This window comes from Desulfatiglans parachlorophenolica, from assembly GCF_055394735.1.
In genome coordinates this window covers 628918-651490 of record NZ_AP042460.1, presented here as the reverse complement: position 1 = coordinate 651490, position 22573 = coordinate 628918, and the positions used below count along the sequence as shown (strand labels likewise).

At 61.1% G+C, this 22573-nt stretch carries 22 protein-coding genes and 1 pseudogene; 11 read left to right on the top strand and 12 right to left on the bottom strand.

Features of this window, described 5'->3' with window-relative positions:
- Positions 1–90 precede the first annotated feature (90 nt).
- The 3 genes from ACZ500_RS03080 to ACZ500_RS03070 are packed head-to-tail and all read right to left on the bottom strand — an operon-like array spanning position 91 to position 777.
- Positions 91–351 (bottom strand): hypothetical protein, encoded by a 261-nt coding sequence (locus tag ACZ500_RS03080; RefSeq protein WP_464231068.1) that lies wholly within the window; start codon positions 349–351, stop codon positions 91–93.
- A complete protein-coding gene (locus tag ACZ500_RS03075) occupies positions 260–493 on the bottom strand; it encodes a hypothetical protein (RefSeq protein ID WP_464231067.1) in 234 nt (77 codons plus the stop codon). The genes ACZ500_RS03080 and ACZ500_RS03075 overlap by 92 nt, the downstream gene beginning before the upstream one ends.
- Before the next feature lie 59 nt (positions 494–552).
- Positions 553–777: a hypothetical protein gene (locus ACZ500_RS03070; RefSeq protein WP_464231066.1), complete on the bottom strand. Its 225-nt coding sequence runs from the start codon at positions 775–777 to the stop codon at positions 553–555.
- Positions 778–1205: 428 nt separating this feature from the next.
- On the opposite strand from ACZ500_RS03070, the gene aspS reads away from it, so the two are divergent.
- Genes aspS through gatB form a run of 3 tightly spaced genes read left to right on the top strand, consistent with a single transcriptional unit; the run spans position 1206 to position 6256 of the window.
- A complete protein-coding gene (gene aspS / locus ACZ500_RS03065) occupies positions 1206–3356 on the top strand; it encodes an aspartate--tRNA ligase (protein WP_464231065.1) in 2151 nt (716 codons plus the stop codon).
- 3 nt (positions 3357–3359) lie between these two features.
- Positions 3360–4799, top strand: coding sequence for an Asp-tRNA(Asn)/Glu-tRNA(Gln) amidotransferase subunit GatA (gene gatA, locus ACZ500_RS03060; RefSeq protein ID WP_464231064.1), 1440 nt, complete (start codon positions 3360–3362; stop codon positions 4797–4799).
- Between the two features lie 2 nt (positions 4800–4801).
- On the top strand, positions 4802–6256 hold the full coding sequence (gene gatB / locus ACZ500_RS03055) for an Asp-tRNA(Asn)/Glu-tRNA(Gln) amidotransferase subunit GatB (protein WP_464231063.1): 1455 nt from the start codon (positions 4802–4804) through the stop codon (positions 6254–6256).
- Between the two features lie 149 nt (positions 6257–6405).
- On the opposite strand, the gene ACZ500_RS03050 is transcribed toward gatB, so the two are convergent.
- Together ACZ500_RS03050 and ACZ500_RS03045 are read right to left on the bottom strand one after the other, a co-directional pair.
- Positions 6406–7734 carry a glutamine synthetase family protein gene (locus ACZ500_RS03050; protein ID WP_464231062.1) on the bottom strand — a complete coding sequence of 443 codons (1329 nt, stop codon included), beginning with the start codon at positions 7732–7734 and terminating at the stop codon, positions 6406–6408.
- 231 nt (positions 7735–7965) lie between these two features.
- Positions 7966–8613, bottom strand: a complete 648-nt coding sequence (locus ACZ500_RS03045) for an HAD family hydrolase (protein WP_464231061.1) — start codon at positions 8611–8613, stop codon at positions 7966–7968.
- A 244-nt stretch (positions 8614–8857) separates the two neighbouring features.
- Between ACZ500_RS03045 and ACZ500_RS03040 the strand changes: the two genes are divergently transcribed.
- The 4 genes and pseudogenes from ACZ500_RS03040 to ACZ500_RS03025 form a co-directional block, all read left to right on the top strand.
- The gene (locus ACZ500_RS03040) at positions 8858–10624 is read left to right on the top strand and encodes a hypothetical protein (RefSeq protein WP_464231060.1); all 1767 of its coding nucleotides are present in this window, start codon (positions 8858–8860) and stop codon (positions 10622–10624) included.
- 30 nt (positions 10625–10654) lie between these two features.
- Positions 10655–12373 carry a GTPase gene (locus ACZ500_RS03035; RefSeq protein WP_464232986.1) on the top strand — a complete coding sequence of 573 codons (1719 nt, stop codon included), beginning with the start codon at positions 10655–10657 and terminating at the stop codon, positions 12371–12373.
- 16 nt (positions 12374–12389) lie between these two features.
- A complete protein-coding gene (locus tag ACZ500_RS03030; RefSeq protein WP_464231059.1) occupies positions 12390–13067 on the top strand; it encodes a hypothetical protein in 678 nt (225 codons plus the stop codon).
- Positions 13068–13187: 120 nt separating this feature from the next.
- Positions 13188–13421: pseudogene (locus ACZ500_RS03025) on the top strand (DUF2752 domain-containing protein); the annotation flags it as partial.
- 60 nt (positions 13422–13481) lie between these two features.
- Here the strand turns inward: ACZ500_RS03025 and ACZ500_RS03020 are convergent.
- The 5 genes from ACZ500_RS03020 to ACZ500_RS03000 form a co-directional block, all read right to left on the bottom strand.
- Entirely contained in the window at positions 13482–14657 is a 1176-nt protein-coding gene (locus ACZ500_RS03020) for a cation diffusion facilitator family transporter (protein WP_464231058.1), read from the bottom strand.
- An 18-nt stretch (positions 14658–14675) separates the two neighbouring features.
- Positions 14676–15524, bottom strand: a complete 849-nt coding sequence (locus ACZ500_RS03015) for a thioredoxin domain-containing protein (RefSeq protein WP_464231057.1) — start codon at positions 15522–15524, stop codon at positions 14676–14678.
- Positions 15525–15675: 151 nt separating this feature from the next.
- The gene (locus ACZ500_RS03010; protein WP_464231056.1) at positions 15676–16200 is read right to left on the bottom strand and encodes a hypothetical protein; all 525 of its coding nucleotides are present in this window, start codon (positions 16198–16200) and stop codon (positions 15676–15678) included.
- 4 nt (positions 16201–16204) lie between these two features.
- Positions 16205–16828: a recombination-associated protein RdgC gene (rdgC, locus tag ACZ500_RS03005; RefSeq protein WP_464231055.1), complete on the bottom strand. Its 624-nt coding sequence runs from the start codon at positions 16826–16828 to the stop codon at positions 16205–16207.
- A 69-nt stretch (positions 16829–16897) separates the two neighbouring features.
- The gene (locus ACZ500_RS03000; protein ID WP_464231054.1) at positions 16898–17491 is read right to left on the bottom strand and encodes a DUF2889 domain-containing protein; all 594 of its coding nucleotides are present in this window, start codon (positions 17489–17491) and stop codon (positions 16898–16900) included.
- On the opposite strand from ACZ500_RS03000, the gene ACZ500_RS02995 reads away from it, so the two are divergent.
- From ACZ500_RS02995 to ACZ500_RS02980, 4 genes are all read left to right on the top strand, one after another.
- On the top strand, positions 17471–17593 hold the full coding sequence (locus ACZ500_RS02995; protein ID WP_464231053.1) for a hypothetical protein: 123 nt from the start codon (positions 17471–17473) through the stop codon (positions 17591–17593). The genes ACZ500_RS03000 and ACZ500_RS02995 overlap by 21 nt on opposite strands.
- Positions 17594–17852: 259 nt before the next feature.
- Positions 17853–19277, top strand: a complete 1425-nt coding sequence (locus ACZ500_RS02990) for an MATE family efflux transporter (RefSeq protein WP_464231052.1) — start codon at positions 17853–17855, stop codon at positions 19275–19277.
- A 17-nt stretch (positions 19278–19294) separates the two neighbouring features.
- Positions 19295–19426 carry a hypothetical protein gene (locus ACZ500_RS02985; RefSeq protein WP_464231051.1) on the top strand — a complete coding sequence of 44 codons (132 nt, stop codon included), beginning with the start codon at positions 19295–19297 and terminating at the stop codon, positions 19424–19426.
- 232 nt (positions 19427–19658) lie between these two features.
- On the top strand, positions 19659–20159 hold the full coding sequence (locus ACZ500_RS02980; RefSeq protein ID WP_464231050.1) for a hypothetical protein: 501 nt from the start codon (positions 19659–19661) through the stop codon (positions 20157–20159).
- A 228-nt stretch (positions 20160–20387) separates the two neighbouring features.
- Here ACZ500_RS02980 and ACZ500_RS02975 read toward each other — a convergent pair whose 3' ends face one another.
- Both ACZ500_RS02975 and ACZ500_RS02970 read right to left on the bottom strand, forming a co-directional pair.
- Positions 20388–21737, bottom strand: coding sequence for a multiheme c-type cytochrome (locus tag ACZ500_RS02975; RefSeq protein ID WP_464232985.1), 1350 nt, complete (start codon positions 21735–21737; stop codon positions 20388–20390).
- 159 nt (positions 21738–21896) lie between these two features.
- Positions 21897–22457: a cytochrome c3 family protein gene (locus ACZ500_RS02970; protein WP_464231049.1), complete on the bottom strand. Its 561-nt coding sequence runs from the start codon at positions 22455–22457 to the stop codon at positions 21897–21899.
- Between the last annotated feature and the right edge of the window lie 116 nt (positions 22458–22573).

Sequence of the window (22573 nt, the reverse complement as noted above, 5' to 3'; positions counted from 1 at the left end):
GTCTGCTTCAGGACCGGCGCCATTCCGGATGGTTACAAGCCTTCCAGATGCAGCCGCCATGAAGGGCGTCCGGTCTTCCACGCCCGTCTTTCACACCGAAAAACGCCGGTTCAACCCGCCGGCGCGAGGAAAGTGAAACGATCCGACCGGATTGGATGGTCTTATCCTGTCTCCACCCGGACACGACTCAGTATCCATCCGGAAATGATTTCCCGGTATAACCCGTTTCCAATCCGGAAATGAGGATTTTTGGCCAATGTCAAGGAAATCGAGCGTTTGCGCGGAGGCGACCTGTGGGTCGCCGCACAAGCAAACGAGCAGATTGACGCCGAGATTGGCCAAAAAGACCATTTCCGGTAGAACCCAGTTTCCAATCCGGAAATGAGGATTTTTGGCCAATATCAAGGAAATCAAGCGTTTGCGCGGAGGCGACCTGTGGGTCGCCGCACAAGCAAACGAGCAGATTGACGCCGAGATTGGCCAAAAAGACCATTTCCGGTAGAACCCAGTTTCCAATCCGGAAATGAGGATTTTTGGCCAATATCAAGGAAATCAAGCGTTTGCGCGGAGGCGACCTGTGGGTCGCCGCACAAGCAAACGAGCAGATTGACGCCGAGATTGGCCAAAAAGACCATTTCCGGTAGAACCCAGTTTCCAATCCGGAAATGAGGATTTTTGGCCAATATCAAGGAAATCAAGCGTTTGCGCGGAGGCGACCTGTGGGTCGCCGCACAAGCAAACGAGCAGATTGACGCCGAGATTGGCCAAAAAGACCATTTCCGGATGGAAACGACTTAGTTTCGAGACTCCTCCACCCGTTCTGCGGGATTCCATTTCAGATTCATTTCTGGATCAATTGTTAGCAACAATAATGCCATCAGAGCGCCAAAATTTATCTCTCTTTATTACAAACACTTAAAAGGCATCCACATGAACTTCTTGCAAAAAGGAAAACATTTTTGTATGAGCTTTACGATAATGAATACAAAAATGTTTTATAATTCGTATCCATCCGGAAGTAATTTCCCGGTGCAACGCAGTTTCCAATCCGCCGGCCAGCCGGCGGCGCCTCGAGCGCCGTCCTCAAAAACGCGGGTGTCTGAACGAAAGGCTTGATCGGTTGATTCGGGTATAATATACTATGAAATTTCGATCCGTCCAGAGACGATTGGTCAGGAATCCACAAAAATTATCCGGTGCTTTCGATGCAATGGAAAAACAGAACCTACTGCGGTGACGTCGGCCAGGAGCAGGCCGGCGGCGCCGTCGTCCTTATGGGTTGGGTGGACGCCGTCCGCGACCACGGGAATCTTCTCTTCATCCATCTGAGAGACATCCGCGGGATCGTGCAGGTCGTGTTCAACCCGCAGACCGGAGCGGATCTCTATCTCGAGGCCACCCGCCTCAAAGAGGAATACGTCGTCGAGATTGAAGGGGTGGTCCATCTCCGGGAGCCCGGCACCGAGAACCCGAACCTCGCGACCGGCCGGGTGGAAGTGTTCGCCACGCGGCTCGAGCTCTTTGCCCGGTCCAAAAATCTGCCCTTTCAGATCTCCGAAAAGGCCATGGTCTTCGGGGAGGAGCTGAAATCCTCCCCTGAGAGCGTAGACGAAGAGCTGCGGCTGCAGTACCGCTACCTCGACCTGCGCCGCCCGTCGGTCCAGGCCCGCTTCATTCAGCGCTACCGGATCGTCCGGTGCATCCGGGAGTTTCTGGACGAGCGCGGCTTCGTCGAGATCGAGACCCCGTTTCTGACCCGCAGCACTCCGGAAGGCGCCCGGGACTTTCTGGTCCCGAGCCGCACCCACCAGGGAAAGTTCTATGCCCTGCCCCAGTCTCCGCAACTCTTCAAGCAGCTCCTGATGGTCGGCGGGCTGGACCGTTATTTTCAGATCGCGCGCTGCTTCCGGGACGAAGACCTCCGGCCCAACCGCCAGCCCGAATTCACCCAGCTCGACCTCGAGGCCTCGTTCATCGACGAGGAGTTCATCTACGAGATGCTCGAGGAGTTGACCTGCCGGATCTTCGCCGTCGGGGGGATCGAGGTCCCGAGGCCCTTCCCCCGCATGACTTACGCGGAGGCGATGTCGCGGTACGGGAGCGACCGGCCGGATCTCCGCTTCGACATGGCCTTCGAGGACCTGACCGATCTCTTCGAAGGAACGGGCTACGCCATCTTCCGGCGCATCCGGGACGAAGGGGGCCTCATCAAGGGCTTCTGCGTGAAAGGCGCCGCGGATCTCCTGAGCAAGAACATCCTTCAGAACGAATACGCCCTGAAGCTCGTCCCCGCCTTCGGGGGCAAAGGGATGACCTGGATGAAGGTCGCCGGCGGTCGCCTCGAATCCAACATCGTCCAGTTTTTCAGTCCCGAGGAGCAGGCCGGGCTGGTCGCGCGCTTCCAGGCCGGTGACGGCGACGTGTTGATGCTCATCGCCGACACGGACCGCGACCTGGCCCACAAGGTCCTCGCCGCCCTGAGGCTCCACGTCGCCCAGCGGCTCGACCTCATCCCTCAGAACCGCTTCCGCCCCCTCTGGGTAACGGACTTCCCGCTCTTCGAGCTGAAGGAGGGGCGGCTCAGCTCCCAGCACCACCCGTTCACCATGCCCGACCGGACCGGTTTCGATCCCCGCGATGTGCAGGCCTGCCTGCGGCTCAACTCGCGGGCCTACGATCTCGTCATGAACGGCGAAGAGCTGGGGGGCGGCAGCATCCGCATCCACGACATGGCAGTGCAGCGGAAGATCTTCGAAGCCCTCGAACTGAGTCCCGAAGAGGCCGAAGGCAAATTCGGCTTCTTCCTGAACGCCCTCGAGTTCGGCGCACCGCCCCACGCAGGGCTCGCACTCGGCCTCGACCGGGTAATCGCCATGATCCTGATGGAGCCCAACATCCGGGAGATCATCGCCTTCCCGAAGAACCGCAGCGCCTTCTGCCCCCTCACCCGCGCCCCGGCGGGCGTCGACCCCCTGCAACTGGAGGAGCTCGGCATCGGCATTGCGGCCGCCGGCGGCGCCGGCAAGGATTCCGCCGCAAGGCCATCGAAGAGGGCTGTCCGCAGCGAACGGATCAGCGCGGCGAAGGTCAGGCACGTAGCCCGGCTCGCACGGCTCAGGGTCGACGACGCGGAGGTCCGGGCCTTTCAGAAGGACCTGAATGCGGTCCTCGAGCACTTCGAGACCCTTCAGGCGCTCGACACCCGCGACGTTGCGCCGATGAGCCACGTCCTCGATCTCAGGAACGTCTGGAGGGAGGACACCCCGCGCGAAGGCAAGGAGATCGAGCCGCTCCTCGAAAATGCGCCTATGCGCGAAGCGGACTATTTCAAGGTCCCGAAGATCCTGGAAGGGTAGCCGATGGAACTATGCGATCGCAGCGCGGCCGAACTGGCCCGAATGCTGAGGGCGGGCGAAACGACCTCGGTCGAGATCACCCGCTCCGTGCTTCAGAGAATCGACGAGCGTGAAGCGGAGCTGAACGCCTATATCACCGTCGAGCGCGAAGGCGCTCTCCGGCAGGCGCAGAAGGCGGACGAGCGCCTGCGGAGCGGCGGACGAACTCCCCCTTTGAACGGCATCCCGGTGGCGATCAAGGACATCCTCTGCACGCGCGGCATCCGCACCACCTGCGCCTCGAAGATCCTCCATAACTTCAAGGCCACCTATGACGCCACCGCCGTCCGCAGGGTCATGGACGAGGGCGCCGTTCTCATCGGCAAGACCAACCTGGACGAGTTCGGGATGGGCTCCTCGACTGAAAACAGCTTCTTCGGGGCGACCCGCAATCCGGTCGACCCGCGCTTCGTGGCCGGCGGGTCGAGCGGCGGGTCAGCCGCCGCAGTGGCCGCCGGAGAGGCCGTCCTCGCCCTCGGGACCGACACGGGGGGCTCCATCCGCCTGCCCTCGGCCTTCTGCGGCTGCGTCGGGATCAAGCCCACCTACGGCCGCGTCTCCCGCTTCGGCGTCATCGCCTATGCCTCCTCCCTCGATCAGGTGGGGGCGCTCGGGCGCTCGGTCGAAGACACGGCCCTCCTCCTGAACGCGATCGGCGGACACGACCCGCAGGACACCACCAGCGCCGCGCTCCCCGCGCCCGATTTCACGGCGGGGCTTGGACGAGGCGTAGACGGACTTCGGATCGGCCTGCCGCGCGAATATTTCGTCGAGGGGCTCGATCCGCGCATCCGGGAAAGCGTCCTAGGGGCCGCCGCCCTGCTAGAGAAAAACGGGGCCCGCATCGTGGATGTCTCCCTCCCCCACGCCCGCTACGCCATCAGCGCCTATTATCTCATCGCAACGGCGGAGGCGAGCAGCAACCTCGCCCGCTACGACGGTGTCAAGTACGGCTTCCGCTCGGAAGAGGAAACGGACCTTCTCGGGATGTACGCGGCCACCCGCAGCCAGGGGTTCGGGAGCGAGGTCAAGCGGCGGATCATGCTCGGCACCTACGTCCTTTCAGCCGGCTACTACGACGCCTATTACCGCAAGGCCCAGGAGGCGCGCACCCTCATCAAACAGGACTTCGATACCGCCTTCCGGGAGGTCGACTGCATGCTCGCACCGGTCTCGCCGTGTCTGCCTTTCAAACTGGGTGAAAAGCTGGACGACCCTCTCCAGATGTACCTGGTGGACATCTACACGGTGTCGCTCAATCTCTCGGGCCTGCCCGGGATGAGCATCCCCTGCGGGCGGGTGGAAGGCCTCCCCGTCGGGCTGCAGATCATCGGCAAGGCCTTCGACGAAGCGAGCATCCTCCGCGTCGGACACGCCTGCGAAACGCTCTTGGGACGGATCTGATCATGGAATTCGAGACCATCATCTGTTTTGAAACGCACGTCGAACTGAAGACGGAGACGAAGCTCTTCTGCGACTGCCCGGTCCGGTACGACGCGGCCCCGAACCACTGCAGCTGCCCGGTCTGCACAGGCCAGCCGGGGGCGCTCCCGGTCCTGAACCGGCGGGCAGTGGAATACGCGATCCGCGCCGGCGTCGCCCTGGGCTGCGAGATCAACCGGTGTTCACGGTTCGCCCGCAAGAACTACTTCTACCCGGATCTGCCCAAAGGCTATCAGATCTCCCAATACGAAAAGCCCTTCTGTGAAAACGGGGTCCTCGAGATCGTCGGGGACGACGGCGAACCCTATGCCGTGGGGATCAAACGCATCCACCTGGAAGAGGACGCCGGGAAGCTGGTCCATTCGTCGGATTCCTTCGAAGCGGCGGATTTCAGCCTGGTGGATTACAACCGATCGAGCATCCCGCTCCTCGAGATCGTCGCAGACCATGAGCGCAACCCCCTCCGCTCGATCCCGGAGGCCCGCCAGTACCTCGAAAAGCTGCGCCAGGTCCTGCGCTATATCGGCATCAGCGACTGCAGCATGGAAAAGGGGCAGCTGCGCTGCGACGTGAACGTCTCCCTGCGGAAAAAGGGGCAGCCGGACTTCGGCAACCGCACGGAGGTCAAGAACATGTCCTCCTTTCGCTTCATCGCCGACGCGCTCCAGTACGAGATCCGGCGGCAGGCGGAGATCCTGCGCTCGGGCGGCGCCGTCGACCAGGAGACCCGGCTCTTCGACGAGCAGAAGGGGATCACCCTCCCCATGCGCAGCAAGGAGGACGCGCCGGACTACCGCTACTTCCCGGATCCGGATCTCGTCGAAGTGGAGATCGAAGACGTGTTCCTCGAGGCCGTCCGACGAGCCATGCCGGAGCTCCCCGACCGGAAGATCGAACGGGTGATCGCGCAGTACGGGATCCCCCGCAAGGACGCGCTGATCCTGACCCGCGAGCGGGCCGTCTGCGACTACTTCGAGCGTTCCGCGGCCCGCTGCATGGACTGCAGGCGCCTCGGGGCCTGGCTGATCAAGGAACTCTTCAAACTCCTGAACGACGCCTCCCTCTCCATCGAGGCCTGTCCGGTGCCGGACGCGTCTTTTGCCGAACTCATCGACCTGATCGCGGAGGGTACGATCACGGACGCCATAGGCCGCACGGTCCTCGAGGAGATGTTCGCGACCTCCCGAAGCGCCGGGGACATCATCGCCGCCCGCAACCTCAAACCGATTCAGGACGAAGAAACCCTCTCGGATTATCTGAACGAGGTTCTGAGGGAAAACCCGGACATCGTGGACCAGGTCCTGCGCGGCAACCGCAAACCCATGGACTTCCTCATCGGGCAGGTCATGCGCAAGACACGGGGAAAGGCGGACGCCCGGAAGGTCAAGCGCCTCCTGGAAGAGAAATTCGCGCCCTGAGGGCCTTCGGCGCCGCTCCGGAGCGCCATCCCGCCCGACCCGACCGACGGTCTCCATCAAAAAGGCCTCACCGGTCCTATCGACCGGTGAGGCCTTTTTGGGGTGAGGACTCACGCCTCAGGGGAAAAAGAGAAGGCCCAGGCGTGGGGCTACAGCTTGGCGAGATAGCGGTCCAGTTCGAAGGCGCTGACATGCGTCCGGTACATATCCCATTCGATCTTCTTGTTTTCGATAAACTTATTGAAGACATGCTCCCCGAGGACCTTCTTGACGAGCGGGCTTTTCTCCGCCTCGAGCGTAGCGGCGTAAAGGTTTCCCGGTAGATCGGTGATCCCGTGGGCCTTGCGCTCGGCCGGGTTCATCTCGAAGATGTCCTCTTCGATCGGATCGGGCAGCTCATATTTGTTCTCGATCCCCTCGAGCCCCGCGCCCAGCATCACAGCAAAGGCCAGGTAAGGATTGCACGATGGATCCGGAGACCGGAACTCGATCCGGGTGGCCGCCTCTTTGCCCGGTTTGTACATGGGGACCCGGATCATGGCCGAGCGGTTCCGCCGCGCCCAGGCGACGTAGACCGGCGCCTCGTAGCCCGGAACCAGTCGTTTGTAGGAGTTGACCCACTGGTTGGTGACGACCGTGATTTCCGGGGCATGACGCATAATCCCGGCGATGTAATGTTTAGCCACGTCCGAGAGGTTGTACCGGTCGCTCGGATCATAAAAGGCATTCCGCTCCCCTTTGAAAAGCGACTGGTGCACGTGCATGCCGCTCCCGTTCTGGCCGAAGATAGGCTTGGGCATGAAGGTCGCGTAGACCCCGTTTTTGTGCGCGATCTCCTTGACGACCAGACGATAGGTCATGGTCTTGTCGGCCATGCGCAGGCCCTCGTCATATCTCAGATCGATTTCGTGCTGGCTCGGAGCCACCTCGTGATGGCTGTATTCCACCTGGATGCCCATATCCTGCAGGGCGAAAATCGTCTCGCGCCGGAGATTGCTTCCCATATCGATCGGACGGGAATCGAAATACCCTCCTCTGTCGAGGCACTCCGTACCGCAGTTGTCCTGAAAGTAAAAATACTCGAGCTCTGGACCCACATAAAAGGTGTAGCCTTTTTCGGCGACCTTCTTGAGGAGGCGTTTCAGGACGAAGCGCGGATCGCCTTCATAAGGGGTTCCATCCGGATTCATCACATCACAGAACATTCGGGCCACCGGGCGATCGCCGCTCCGCCAGGGCACCAGTTGGAACGTGGTCACATCCGGCTTCGCGATCATGTCGCTTTCCTGGATGCGGGCGAAACCCTCGATCGACGAACCGTCGAAGCCCATTCCTTCGCTCAGGCCTTCTTCCAATTCGGAGGGAGTGACGGCGAAACTCTTCAAAACCCCCAGGACATCCGTGAACCAGAACTGAATAAAGCTGATATTCTTCTCTTTCACGATCCTTTTGACATCTTCTTCCGTCTGACAAATCATTTGTTTTCCTCCTCTTGATTGATGATGCCGATTCAAATGGTTTATAATGGTCATTCAAACAATTAAACGTCGTCAGGTGTCCTATAGATGTAGCAAACACAATGCCAAAAAGAACAAACTGAAAAAAATATCGCTATTTCAATAAGATATACATACAAATCTCAGATCTGGCCATCTTTATTATCTGCATTATTGTAGAGAGAACCCCAAGTATACAACAATTTTGTAGATTTATGAGAGAAGGTTCAAAGGGGGAGATATTTCCAGAAAGGGACAGAACCGCAACAATTCCGTCGCAAAGGTTCTCCGGTCTCGATAGAGGATGGTCTCGAGCCCTCGGCCGCGAGCCCGCTCGATGTTTCCCGGGTTGTCATCCACAAAGAGGATTTCGGATGGGGGCGTGCAGAGGCGCTGCACAACCTGCTCGAATAAGGCCGGATCCCGTTTGCTTCGGCCCTCGACAAAGCTGTTGAAGACGGCCTCGAAGTGCTCGAAGAAGTGATCGCGGCCGTCGAGCCACATCAGCCAGTCGGTCTGGTCGCTCAGGATCGCCAACCGTACGCCGGCCTCTTTCAATCCCTTGACCTGCGCCATCATCCAGGGCCGCAGGACGAAACGATCCAGGATCTCCTGACGTAGATGGGCGTCGGACCCCTGGATACCCGTCTCCCGGCGAAGGTGCTCCCAGTAGGTTTGCTCCGAGGCCTGCCCCGTCACATATCCGCTCGCATGCACCCACTCGGAGGCCGTCTGAAAGAAGGCCTCGGGATCCAATCCATTCTTCCGCGCGATCGCCATCAGCCCTTCCCGGAAACCTTCTTCGGCCAGAACGCCGCCGTAATCGAAGAGAACGACATCCACCCGGCATCTTTTCTGCACGTTAAAAAACCTCGACTTTCCGCAGCCACAAGGGGCGTATCCAAATTGTTGCCACCATTTTTTCGGAGGATAGCCGATCGACCGGAGAAATGAAAGCATCAAAACCGCCTTGACGGGGCTCGACCGGGCAAGCTAGTATCCATCTGGATAAGAGCATCCGGCAAAACCCGGTTTCCAATCCGGGAAAAGGGCTTTTCGGCCGACCCCTGCTTCGAACGCCGCTTATCTTCAGTGAGGACACCTTGTGCCGGGACATCACACAACCCGAAACATCGAGCCGCTATCGTTGGAATCCCTGATCTCCGCCATCCGCGACGTCCGCCATCCGGGCCTCACCGAAGGAAGCGCCGCCATTCCGGGCCTGGCGGAGGACCTTGCCCGTCAACTGGCGGTGATCACCTACAAATCCGGATCCCCGGTTGCCTGGGTCATGTTTCTAGGGGGAACCGGCACCGGCAAGTCGACCCTCTTCAACCTCTTCTGCGGAGCGCTGTTGAGTGTGACCGGCGTTGAACGACCCAAGACCTTCGGCCCGATCGCCTATGCCCATGCCTACACGAACCTCGGGAAGGACTTCCCCTTTCCGGACATAAACCCCGACGAGCCCTCCCCCGAGGAAGGCCTGCGCCAGCCCATGGCGGGCGCCCCGGGACATCTGTCGATCATCGGCCACCGCCGCGAAACCCTCTCCCATCTCGTGGTCGTGGACACCCCCGACGTCGACAGTGTGGAGGAAAGCAACCGCCTCATCACCCGGGATCTCTACCTCCTGGCCGATGCGGTCATTTTCGTCGCCAGTCCGGAGAAGTATGCCGACGAGGTGCCGCTCGATGCCCTGTTCGAGGCCTTCCAGGACGGGAAGGTGGCCGCCTACCTTCTGAACAAGGTCCGCAGCGGCCTTGGTGTGGAAGATATCCTGAAGGTCCTCGAGAGCCGGGGAATCACATGCGATCGGCGGCTGATCCAGGTCCTGCCGGCGGCACCCGGCGGCACGGCCGCCGAACTCGGCGGCCTGGAGGATGTGAGCCGCGCCCTAACGGCGCTGCATGCGACGCTCGACCCGGCCTCATCCGGCGAACGCCTGCGCCGGCAGCAAGGCCGCCGCGTGGAGCGCAGCCGCCGGGCGGCCCAGTGGCTGCTCGGCCTGCTCCAGGCAGAGGACGCCGCCGCCAAGGAATGGCAGGGTGCACTCCAGCAGTGCGCCCTGGAAACAGCGGACCTCCTCATGGAAGGGGAGCAAAAGCGTTTCAAGGCGCAGAGCGATGAGTACATCCGCATCGAGATCCGCAAACTCTTCAACCGCTATGACCCGCTGGCAAAGCCCCGACGGCTGATCCAGGAAACGGTCCTCTTTCCCCTGCGCCTTCTAGGCCTCCGGAAGGACGGGGGCGAGGCACGCCACAAGCAGGCCCTAGCGAAGCTGCGCAAATACTCCGACAGCTCCCCGCTTGCCGCCGCCCTGGCCCAGATGAACCGCCGCGTGCTGGAAGAGTTTGCCCCGCCTGGTGCCGGGGCCCCCCTCGCCGCCGCCCTGCGCCGCCCGGACCTGCCCCTGACCGAAGCCGAGATCGAAGCCCGCATCCTGCAAGGTCAGGAAACCCTGCTTGCCTGGATAGACGAGCGGTTCCGGTATCTGGCCGAACATCTTTCGACCCGCAAGAAGTGGGGCATCTACAGTGCCTCGATCGTCTGGGGGGCGCTCCTCCTGGCGGTCGAGATCGTCATCGGCGGGGGCTTCACCATGGTGGATGCGGTCCTCGACTCCGCCCTCGCGCCCTTTCTGACCAAAGGAACGACAGAACTCTTCGCCTACCAGGAGATACAAAAGATCGCCCGTGAACTGGCAAACCGGTATCGGAGCGAACTCCTCGCCGTCATCGACGAGCAGCGGATGCGCTACGAGCAATGCCTCGCCGCACTCCTGACGCCTCCCGAAACGGTCCAGCTCCTCGGAAAATGGCTGAAACAACGACCCCGCGCCGACGCGAAGGGCCGTCCAGACCGATCGTGAGCGCCTGACATGCGAGACCCCGGCTTGAATGTGCGCAAGGAACTCGATCGCATCCAGCGACTCCTTGAAAAAGAGACCCTCTTCTCCATTGCGCCCGGCGAGCGCCAGTCGTTGAAGGCCCGTTCCAAGGCCCTCCAGGCGAAGTTGGACCGGATCGAAGGGCATTTTCTGACCGTCGGCCTCATCGGCGGCACAGGCGTCGGCAAATCCTCCCTCCTCAACGCCCTCGCCGGGTCCGACATCGCAACGAGCAGCCACCGCAGGCCGCACACCGACCGGGTGCTGATCTACCGCCACATCCACGCGGACCCGCTGCCCCTGGCCGAGCTCCGCCAGCTGCCCTGGAAGGAGATCACCCACGAGGCCGACGCCATGAAGGCGCTTCTGCTCTGCGACCTGCCGGATTTCGACAGCCTGGCCGGTGAAAACCGCCGCTATGTCATCGATTTTCTCGAATACCTCGACCTCCTGGTATGGGTCGCCTCACCCGAAAAATACGCTGACGGCCGGTTTTACGCCTTTCTGGAAGAGATGCCCAAGGCCCGCGAATATTTCACCTTCGTCCTGAACAAGGTGGACCAGCTTCTCGAACCCGGCGAGGGCGGAGCCACGGACCGTCTTGCATCGGTCCTGAACGGCTTTAAAGAGCAGATTCTCCAACACGGGGTCAAGGACCCGCTCCTCTTCGCGGTCTCGGCGGAGGACGCCCGGAGCGGCGGCGAACCGGCCGTCTGGAACCAGTTCGATTTCTTCCGCCGCCACCTGATCGATCAGCAGCGCGTCAAGACCATCACCGCCATCAAGGCCGCCAATCTGGGCGCTGAGGTCCAGCAGCTGCTGACGCCCTTTGAAACCGAACGGCTGATTCTCGAGGAGACCGCCAGGGTGATCTTGGACGCCCTTGAATGGGTGGAGGCAAAACGCTCCGATTGGACCGCGACGGGGCGCGAGGCCCTCGCCGCGTGGCTGATCAGCGAAGAAACCCCGCTGGCTGAAGAACCGCCAGAGGAGCTTTCGGGCCTCGTCGGCCCCAGTTACGGGATCGGCCTCCTCCTGCAGACGCTGCGGCGCGGGGGCGACCGACCCTCCAGCGGCCAAGCCCGGCACAGCGTCCTCCTTCCGCCTGAAGGGACGGCGGCCATCCTGAGGAGGCCTTTTCAATGGCTCGAGGAAAAACTCCATAGCCGCTTTCTGCGTGAAAATCTCCCGCAAACCCTTTGGGAAGATGTCCGCTCCACGCTCGATCTCGAAGGCGCATTCGAACAGTTGGGAGCAGACCTCGCCTCCACCGGTGAAAGGGCTGCGTCACAGACCCTGCAGCCGTCTTTCCGAATCTTCCGGGCCGGGCAGATCCTGACCTTCGCAACCCTCACTTTGTGCCTATTCATCGCCCTGACGGGGGCCGGCGCCTGGCGGACGTTCCTTCAGGACCCGGGCCTCGGCGGCGCGCTCGGGCTCATCGCGGCGGCGATCGAAGCCGTCTTCAGCCCCAAAGGACTCGCAGCCCTCCTGAGCTACACGCTGATCAACCTTTTCCTTTCCATCCGATTCTATCGCCGTTACAATAAAAAACGGCGGGACGAACGGCTCAAGCAGCGCATCCGGCTGGCGGAAACCCTCGGGGCCGTTTGGGCCGAGCGCCTGGAACAGCTCGCCGGCCGGTTGAAACTCCTGGAAAACGAAACCCGCGAACACATCGACGCACTCGAAAGCGTGCTGTCCGATACCCGCGGAAAGAAAGGCCCCTGAACAAAGGAGGAAAGACATGCATCCAATCCCGGTCAAGTTCGGTGAATGGTTCGAAAAAGGCTTCAACCTCTACAAGGAAAACATCGTACCGCTCATCCTGGCCTCCCTGATCGGCCTGGTACTGGGTACGGCGACGCTGGGCATCCTGGCTGGGCCGATGCTGGCTGGGCTCTTTCTGATGGCACTCGCCTTTCACGATCGGCGTGAGCCGCGCCCGGAAGTGGGGGAGATCTTTCGGGGCTTCAATTTTTTCCTGAACGCGCTCCTTTTCGTCGGACTGTGGGGCATCGCCATGCTGATCCTTGCCGTCATCGTCGGACTGATCCCGTGCATCGGTCAGCTTGCCGCCCTTTTCGGCATCTATGCGATGCAGACCTTTCTCATGTTCGGGCTGCTCCTCATCGTCGACCGGGGAATGGAGTTCTGGCCCGCCTCTGTGGAAAGCTATCAGGCGGTCAAGACCAATTTCTGGCAGTTCCTCGGGCTCATGATCGTAACCGGCATCATCGGCAGCCTCGGTGCGATCGCCTGCGGCCTTGGCCTGGCGGTCACCGCACCTATCCAGATCTGCGTCCTGACCGTGGCCTATCGGGATATCTTCAAGGAAGGTGAAGCGGAAACCGCCGAGGTGATCGAGATCGTCGAGACGGGTCCGGCGCCCGAACAGGAACCCCCTCGCGAAGGAATGGTTTGAGGCCATCGGGCAGCGGTCTGTCGGCCCATTTCGGCCTCAGGCCCTTACGCCCGGGAACCGGATAGGAGGTTGGGATTGCGAACATCGAACCTGGAAGGGCCGCTCCTCGCCTGGGAGTGGATGTTCAGCCGCTTGGACCGTTTCATTGTGGTCCACCGGCCGGCATCCTACTGGGATGTCCTCGGCAAGCACCTGCCCCTCGCCCTCCTTGGAGGGGTTCCTCTTGTCCTGGCTCGATTCGTGCCGATTACGGAGCTGCCCGGCGTGCCCTGCCTGTTTCTGAAATGGACGGGATTCCCCTGCCCCTTCTGCGGCTATACCCGTTCCTTCTGGGCCATGGCACAGGGAGATTGGGTCTTCGCCCTCAGCAACGCACCACTCGCCTGTCTGCTGTATGGAGCGGCAATCCTTCTTTTACTCTGCAACGGGGGGGCGCTTCTTTCCAGACGCATCCTCAGACGGGGGCCTCTTCTGCGGATCCCCGGACGGTTCACCGGTCGTCTTATCCTGATCGGCGCCCTGCTGGTTCTCTCCCAATGGGCCTATCGGCTTGCCGGATCCCTGACCTGAAGCGGATCGCCCTTCCGCCTCCACCCCGCTCCGAACCAGACGCTCCCGCTCCCATGCCGAAGGGCCCGTCGATGCCCGGCTCCGGAGCGCACACAGGCGCTTCAGGCACACGGGGCAATCCGTGTCGACGCAGGGATCCATGTGGACCAGGATGCTCGCCCGCCCTGAAAAATGCTCCTGAAGCAGCTCCTCCAGGTCCTTCGCCTCGCGGTGCGCCTCTTCGAGAGACAGATCCCTCGGCAGGATCAGATGAAGGTCGATATGGATCAGGCTCCCGGAACGCCAGGCGCGCAATTGATGCACGTCGATCCACAGCTCCTTGCGATGGCCGTCGAGGACGGCCGAAATCCTGTCCAGAAGCCTCGGCTCGGAGGCGTCCATCAGGGCCGCGAAGGATTGCCGCACCAGGCCGCCTCCGGAGATCAGGATGTTCAATCCCACCAGACAGGCGACCGCGCCATCGAGCCAGAGGAGGCCCGTGTATCGGACCAGCAGCAGCCCGGGAAGCACGGCGGCCGAGGTGTAGACATCGGTCAGGATGTGTTTCCCGTCGGCGATGAGGGTCAGCGAACCGGTTTTTCTCCCGTGTTTGAGGAGCAGAGCACCGAGGAGCAGATTGACGACCGCCGCCCCGGCCAGGAGCAGGAGCCCACTTTCGAGGCACGGCAGCTCCCGGGGTTCGAGGATATGCGATACACCGGTCACAAAGATCCCCACCGCGGCGATGACGATCAGGGCCCCCTCGAAACCCGCCGAAAAATACTCGATCTTGCCGTGGCCGTAAGGGTGGGAGGCGTCCGGCGGCTTCTGGGCGAGGATGACACTGCCGAGGGCGAAGGCGCTCGCCACCACGTTGATGATGGATTCGAGTGCGTCCGACAGGATGGCCGACGACCCGGTCAGGTGGTAGGCATAGAATTTGACGGCCATGAGGAGCGCGCCCACGGTGAGGGCGAGGCTGATCACCGTGAGCCGCGTACGCTCCTCCCGGCTCGTCGTGGCTGATGAACTGTTCGGCATGGTTCGAAACCCCCGGCCTTACGGGGCTGTTTTCCGCAGCTCTTTTTCGATCGCGCCCATCAGGGTCTCGGGAGTCGGAGCACGAAGATGTTTACCGTTGACGAAGACCGCGGGAATTCCTCTCACCCCGGCCGCCCGGCCCTCCGCCATGTCCCTCTGAAGAACCCCTTGGAACGTAGGATTTTTCCGGTCGCTCTGAAAACGCTCCATGTCCAGGCCCATCTCTTCCGCGGTCCGGGTGATCACCTCTTCGCTCATCGTGTTGTGCGACGCCATCAACCCCTTGTGAAAGGGTTCGAACTTCCCTTGAGCGTGGGCCGCCAAAGCGGCGAGCCCAGCTGAAACCGCGAACCGGTGGCTCGAAAGCGGCAGATTCTTGTGTACGATCCTGACATCCTTCGGGTATTTCTCCTGCACCTGCTGGAGGAGCGGCTCCAGTCGCGCACAATAGGGGCACTGGTAATCGCTGAAGACCGCCACCGTCACCGACCCATCCGCGGCCCCGAGGATCGGCAGACCGGAAGGATCGAACGTATAGACCTTCTCGAGCGCCACCCGCAGCAGCCGTCCTGAGGTCCGGCTCGTAAGGATCAGCATCGCTTCTGCGTCCGAATACGCAATCCGGTCAAACCCGCTCTCCACTGGGATCCGCGCGACGGCGGCCCATGTTTTCATGTCGAGAACACGGACCTCACCGGGGATCAGAAAGAAGATCCACGCCCCATCCTGCGACACCGCAAGATCGAGCGGCTCCAGTTCAAGCTTCCGATCGTCCCGAACCTCCCACTCGAGGCCGGCAGCCCCAGCCGGAAAAAACGGGGCTGACAGCACCAACATCGACAGCCCTGCCAGAATGAAACGATGCATCGATTGCCTCCTCATCACAATCCAAACCGGTCTCATCTTCATTGGAGCACGATCGGACGTGTCCATTCCCAACGCTCATCCCCTCCCGGATTTCCTCTTGCGGGACACGGCTTCGAGAACACTCCGCAGTTTCCTTCCGGACATAGCCTTTTCAAGCGCCTGCTTCGATCCACGCGGCCAGTGCAGGACGCTCGACCGTCTCCCATTCAGGGGAAATCCGCAGCAGGACAAAGCGCTCGAAAAGCGCATCCAGCGCCTTGGCACACCGCTCCAGCAGGAGGATCTTTTCGAAAAACAGCCCGTCCGGATCGTCGTTGCGGTCCATCACGACCTTCGGCCCCTTGTAGCCCTTGATGTTGAACCAGCAGGAGTCCAGAAGGAACGTCCACCGCTCGTCGCCCGCTGCCAGTTTGATCATGGCCTGGACCACCTGCTTCTGCCGGGTCAAGGCGTACCGCGCCTCTCGGAGGGCGGGCCTCTCGCCTGAACACGTTACGGTTTCGACCCCCTCGTTCCCTTCGGACTGGAGCACCACCTTGCCCTCGATGGCGAATTCCACCGCGCCCAACTCCCCTCCATCGATCACGCCCCCCTCGGCTTCACTCCGAAACCACAGCCACAGCAGAAACTCCCGGCCCAGGAACTCCGTTTTTTTCGCCTGCTCCAAGACATTCATACGGCTACCTCCCCCCGGCGAATAGACAAGGCGTCAAGGCGTCGAGCGCCCCCTGCGAACGTTTCTCCCGTTCGAGGATCCTCGCAGCGAGGGCATAGGGGTAAACGGCCTGGAGGGTCAAACCGAAGGTCTGGTAGAAAAGGGCTGCAAAATCGTCGCACAGGGCCGCGTTGACGGCGCCGAAAAAAACCATGCCGTCCGTGAGCCGCCAGACCATGTCGTAGACGTTGGTCCGGGGGATCAACCGGTGCAGCAGGCTCCGCCGCACTGTTTCCTTGACTTCGATCCGGCGTTCGCGGGGCAGGAAGGCGATCTCCTCCGCGGCCTTGACCTTCTCTTCCGCCTCCCGGCAAAACTGCTTCAGGGCGCTGGCCGGCACCCGGCGGACATCCACCCGGAGAGAAAGCGCAAGATAGGGTTCCTTCAGATATTCGAGACCGCCCATGGCGCTGTCGAACAGGTCCATGATGTTGACCCATCCCATCGATTTTTCCTGATCCGAATCCTCGGCAAACGGCCGAAAGGCGTACCGGCCGATCCTTTCAGGCAGCGATTCCATGACCTCCCTGGGAAGCGTCCCCTCGACCCAATAACGGGTAAAGCTGGCCGAGCCCTGTATGAACCCCATACAATCTCCTTTCGATGATCCAGTCAATGGTTCCCGCAGCACCGTCGAGCTGCTTCGACGGGCCCGCGGTCATTCATCTTCAGCCTTTCCGATGACCTGCCTGACCCTGTCCATGAGCGGCCCCTCGTCCCGCCACAGAAAGCAGCTGTTGCGCAGTTGTTTCAGGGCGGGGACCTCTTCTAAGGACGTCGGCAGCGGCCTTCGTTCCCGCGACCGATCCGTCCAATATCCGTGGAGCGCCGCAGGCCCCATGGCGATCATGAGGTGGGTCAGATGGCTGCATCCCCTGACACCCCCCATCAACCGGAGGACCTCCCGGCTGTAGCCCCCGGAAATCGCGACCCCTTTCAACCGTCTGACCGAATCGATCATCTGCCTGCAGAGTTCATTCGGCACCCCGGGCATCTCCGCTTCGATGTCCATAATCGTCAAAGGCCAACCTTCAACGATCATCCGTACGATCATCCAGTGGATCACCCCCTCGGGCGCCTGGACGCCGTCAAAATAGTATCCCGGTTGGAACCGGTCATCCCGCAGCGATCCCTCGACGAGCGTGCGGCCTTCCCCAAGCGGGTAACTCACGAACTCGAGCCGCCGCTGATGAACGGCCTTCCCCCGAATGAGGTCTTTTAACGTCCCCATATGACCCTCTATCTTCGCCATACGCATACCGATGCGGTTGACGAGCTGTGGCGCAGTCTGCGCGGCGGTGCCTTTCAGGCAAAAAAAGCCGGCGGCATGAACCCTGCTGTGGATAAAGCCTAAGAAAGGCCCTGCCGCCGATCCGAAGCCCCCCACGTTAACAGGCTTTCCATACCGAGTCAACGGCTCAGCGCCGACTACCGCCGGGGCCCTTCCGCAGCCGTGAGAGAACGACCGCCTTTCGCGCAGGGCCGAACAGATGGGCCGCGAAAATCCGCGATCGATGCGCCTCCGAATCTACCGGCTTGCCATCCACCGACCGGTGCCCTTATGATAGGTGACCGCCCTACCGACTCACGACGCATCCAGAGGTCCCCACAGCTTGAGCCTAGTCCTTCACAGATGGTCAGAGCCCGGTGGTTACCGGGAGGTCCTGAAGATCGCGATTCCCATGATCCTGAGCACGGGTGCATGGTCGATCCAGCATTTCGTGGACCGGATGTTTCTGTCCTGGTATTCCCCCGAGGCCATCGCCGCAGCCATGCCGGCCGGCATGCTCAATTTCACCATCATGAGCATCTTTATCGGGACGGTGAGCTATGTGAGCACCTTCGTCGCGCAGTACCATGGCGCGGGCCGGCACCGGCAGATCGGCCCGGTCCTGTGGCAGGGAATGTACATCTCGCTTTTCGGCGGGGTCTGCCTGCTTTGCCTGATCCCCCTTGCGGGGCCCATCTTCGCCCTCGTGGGGCATGATGCACCCGTACAGAAGAACGAGGTCGATTACTTCGCCACCCTCTCCATCGGCGGTTTCCCGGCCATAGCATCCCACGCGATCTCCGGATTTTTTTCCGGTGTCGCACGCCCCTGGCCGATCATGTGGGTGACAATGGCCTCGACGGCCTTGAACCTGATTCTGGACTACCTCCTCATCTTCGGCAAGGCCGGCCTGCCCGAAATGGGGATGCGCGGGGCCGCTGTCGCCACCGTTCTGGCGGCCGTGTTCTCTCTGGCCGTCTTGCTCCTCCTGGCATGGCGCCCGGCGAACGACATCCGCTACCATACCCTGAGGGGCTGGCGCCCCGACACGGCGCTGATGCGACGGCTGCTGGGGTTCGGTCTTCCTTCCGGGATGCAGTTCTTCCTCGATATGTCCGCTTTCACCGGCTTTATCCTGCTCGTGGGGAGGCTCGGCACCCTGCCCTTGGCCGCCACAAATATTGCATTCAATATCAACACCCTCGCCTTCATGCCCATGATCGGCTGTGGGATCACGGTATCCGTGCTCGTCGGACAATACCTCGGCAAGAACATCCCCGAACTGGCCGAAAAGGCCACCTGGTCCGCGTTTCACATTACCTTCACCTATATGGCGTCCGTGGCGATCGCCTATGTCCTGATCCCGGAGGTTTTCGTCGCCCCCTTTGCACCGAAGGACGATCCGCAGGCATTCGAAGCCATCTTTCACCTGGCCGTGATCCTGCTCCGGTTCGTTGCCCTCTATTCCATCTTCGACACGCTGAACATCGTCTTCGCTTCCGCCATCAAGGGGGCGGGAGACACCCGTTTCGTCATGCTGATCATCGCCGCTTTTTCGGGTCTCCTCCTTCTGGGGCCCGCCTACGTCATGATCGTCGTTCTGGGGCAGGGCATCATGGCGGCATGGATTCTGGCCTCACTGTACGTGACATCCCTGGGCATCGTCTTTCTGCTGCGCTTTTTACAGGGCAAATGGAAAGCGATGCGGGTCATCGAACCGGATAGAATCATGCCGGTCCCCGAGGTGCTCCCCATCCGGGAACGATAGCTGGTTTCCATCCGGAAATGGTCTTTTTTGCCAATCTCGGCGTCAATCTGCGCATTTGCTTGTGCGGCGACCACCAGGTCGCCTCCGCACAAACGCTGGATTTTTTTGATATCGGCAAACCGGAACCCGCCGCGAAGCGGTGGGACTGAGCACGCGAAGCGTGTGGAGAAAAAATCCTCCTTTCCGGATTGGAAACTCGGTTGTACCGGGAAATCATTTCCGGATGGAAACTAGCTGAGAACGTACGGGATTCCAAGACACTCACCAGGGTCCCGGACAAGGCGACAATCTCCAGGAACCCGGCCAGGGCGTGCCGTGCATTTCCGGATTGACACCCAATGGTTTTTATCCGAAAACGGTTCAACGAATGGAGGCCCCTCGATGGACAACGACAAACAGCAGATTCCAAGCGCCGGGCAACTCGCGTCGATGGCCGAAGCCCTGATCCACAGCCGCAGCACCATGACGCTCGCTACGGCCGGAAACAGGGGCGCGTGGGTGGCTCCTGTCTATTACGCCTGTCGGAGCGGCTCCTTTTACTTCTTCTCGAGCCCGGACTCCCGGCATATCCAGGAATCCGCTCCGGACCGGGAGGCCGCGGCGGCCATTTTTGCGGAGTCGGATTCCTGGCGCGGGATCCGCGGGCTTCAGATGTCCGGGCGAATCGTCCACATCCGCGCAGGCATCGAAGCCCTCAAGGGGCTGCAGACCTATATGAGCAGGTTCGCGTTTACGAAAGAGTTTTTCACACCCGGCAAACAGCTCGACCTGGATGCGTTCTCGGAGCGCTTCCGCGTCCGGTTCTACGCGTTCAAACCGGACCTGATCTTTTATCTCGACAACAGCATCGCTTTCGGGTTCAGGGAAAAGATCACCCTCTGAAGCCACGCCCGTCGAGAAAAAATCATCGCATCCAGGCCCACTTCCTGAGAGGAAAGAAAACGGTTTCGTCCCACCCTTGTCCTGCCAACCGGCCTGCCCTCAAACGCAAGATCCCCGCCCCCTGTTTCCAGGCGGGCGGGGACCTCAGCGGTTCGGTTCTGCTCCAGACGCCCCGTCAGGCGTCCCTTTGCAGGCGGTTGTCGGTCGACAATCAGCCTACGGTTCGGGTCATCGCACGATCGGCGCGGCCTCGGGCGGCACCTCCGTAGCGCCGGTCGCATTCGGGAAATCCTTGGCCACATAAGCCTTCTCGTTTTTCTCGATCAGGTGATGCGCCTCTTCCATAAAGTTGTTGAACCGTATCTTGCACTCGTAAAATCCATGCCACCAGGCGTAATCCGGGGCCATCATGGCCGCGCCGAAACGGGCCCTGCGGCCTTCGTGGTGCCACAGCTCGTAGAAATCCACCTCCAGCCGCTCATCGAAGTAGCGTGCCTTGTCCAGTAACTGCTTCTCGTAGAGGTCGTCGAACACCTTTTTGGCGGGCTCGTAGTAGACCGTGTTGTACTCCTCGACCACCCGGTCGAACTTTGAGAAATGACCCTCGACCCAACTCCTGGCGTGGCACTGCTTGCAAACGTCCTTCATCTTGTCCCGTTCGACCTGGTGATTGGTCGCGGCCGGAAACGCCTTGAAATCCTGGGGCCGAACGGTCAGCGGCGCCTGGGTCTCCCATGCCAGCCGCTCGGTCACGTCGTGCGAGGTGAGCACCGTCCCGGAGCCCGACATGTGGCAGCCGGCGCAGGTGGGCGCCCGGTAGTCCACCCCGGCCGACCAGGTGCCGGCGGCGGCATTCCAGTTGTAGGTGTCGCCGAAGGCGGTGTAGATATCCCCGTGCTTGGATTCCATGAAGATCTCGATCTGCGGATGGTCCGGTCCGAGGTGGCATTGCCCGCAGGCCTCTGGTTTACGCGCCTCCATGACCGAGAAACGGTGGCGGGTGTGGCAGCTCGTGCAGCTCCCGCGGCTCCCGTCCAGGTTGATCCGCCCGACCCCGACATTGGGCCATGTTTCGGGGTCGAGATCCCCGTCCTTCACCTTGAGCACCGTCCCGTGACAGGTGTAACACCCGCTCAGCCGCTCGAAATCGCTGTTCATGCCCTTCTGAAGCCAGGCGTCGATCTTCCAGATGATCTCGATGGTATTGGCGTGCTTGCTGATGCTGTACTGCCTCGTCTCGTCGGGGTGGCACCGTGAACAGTCTTTGGGCGTCACGGCCGCGGCGACCGGAACCTTGTATTCAGGCGTCCCGTAAGGGACATCGGACCGCTGGTACTGTTTGCCATGCTCCCGGCTGACGTCCGGGTCGAAGGACTCCGCCTGGTGGCAGTCCAGGCAGGTGATGTTGGCCGCCGCATGCCGGCTCGCCGCCCAGTCCGCAAAGATACCGGGATGCTCCCGCTTGTGGCATTCGATGCAGGCAACCGCCTCCTTCGGCATGCTCCGCTCGATCCTGAACGCCTTGGCCTTCGGGACGTTGACAGCCTCATCCTGGGTGATCCCCGTCCGCGGCGCCATCACCAGGAACATCGCCGCCGCACCGAAGAGCGTCGCAACCCATCGAAATCGCTTCATCATGAAACCCTCCCTTCCGCCTGCGTTGATGAGGTCATCGCTCCAGGCCCCCCGCCCCGGAAGCGGACCTTTGCACCGCTCCCCGACAGGGTTCAGAAACGATCACAGACCTCTGTACCCCTCTTCAAACTGCTTGTACGCATAGACCGGGCTGGGGTTGTGCACCAGGTCGCGGTGGCAATCCACACACCGCTTTTCATATCCCGGCCGCGCATGGAGAACCGAGCGATGGGCCAGCATGGCGCCGCGTTTTTCCGGAATGTACAAGATATTGCGGTGGCATTTGAGGCACTGGATATTCTTGAAGGACGCGTAGGCCTTTTCCCGATTCAAGGCGTGGTCGTATTCATCCTGGGTGAAGTGAACAATGATATCCTTGATGCCATGGGCCGTCTTGGCGTAGAAGAAGTCAAAGGTCTGGTGAGGGGCCGGCAGGTGGCAGTCCATGCAGTCGGCCACAAAACCCTGGCCGTTGTTGACATGGGTGGATGTTTTCCAGGTGTTGTAAGCGAAGCGGATTTCGTGGCACATGGCGCAGAACTGCGGAGTCGAGGTGCGCACCATGGTGAAATAGGAGATACTGAACAGCGGAAAGGCGACGAGGATGCCTACAGCGACATAGATGGCCGGTTTCAGGATCCTCTTCCAGAAAGGTGCCGTCATCTCATCCCCCTTCTCACACGCTGGGCAGGCCGGAAGCCGGTCATCTCATGGAAAGCGGGTCGACTGGCGATGATATCTCACTATCAGATATCCTTCCCGGGCTGTCAAACGATATT